Genomic DNA, 595 nt, shown 5'->3' on the forward strand with positions numbered 1-595 from the left:
GGTGGTCGGGGTCGCTGGGGTGGTCGGGGCAGCCGGTGGCGGCCCGCCGGGCCAGCTCGGTGCGGCCGGTGACGGCCAGCAGCGCCCCGGCGGCGTCGGTGACCGCGATGTGCAGGCTGCCCGCCGGCGGCGCCTGGATGCCCGCCGCGTCGAGCTGGGTGAGCAGTTCGCGCAGGTGAGCGGCGGTGATCGGCTCGCCGTCGACCTCCCCGACCGGCTCGGGAACCCCGGGCGGGGTGAAGGCGGCGGGGAGCGGGGTGCCGGTGGTGAGGAACCCGGCGGGGGTGAGCGCGGGCAGCGGGGCGACCACGGTCAGCTGCGCGGTCACCGCGGGCTGGTCCTGCCAGGGCCGCAGGATCAGGTCGGCGGCCGCCCCGGCGCGCAGCATCCCGATCGGCCGACCGTCGCCGGCCTCCTGGGCGGCGCGGGCGTGCCGATCCAGGGCGTCCGGCAGGCGCGGGCGTCGGAGTGCGGGAGCAGGGCGCGCAGCTCGCTCATCCCGTCCCCCACCGGGCGCACGGTCACATCGGCGGCCCGCTGCCGGATCCGGCGGCGCCGCTCGGCGGCCTCGGCGTCGCGGGCCAGCAGCTCGCCG

1 protein-coding gene and 1 pseudogene are annotated in these 595 nt (G+C 80.2%); both read right to left on the minus strand.

What is annotated here, in order from left to right; genetic code table 11:
• A pseudogene (locus ACI79W_RS20020) lies at window positions 1–388 on the minus strand (hypothetical protein); the annotation flags it as partial.
• On the minus strand, window positions 358–595 hold a 238-nt coding region (locus ACI79W_RS20025), incomplete at its 5' end, for a hypothetical protein (protein WP_456563832.1). The gene ACI79W_RS20025 and the pseudogene ACI79W_RS20020, both read right to left, overlap by 31 nt.

The organism is Blastococcus sp. SYSU DS0533 (genome assembly GCF_054050775.1).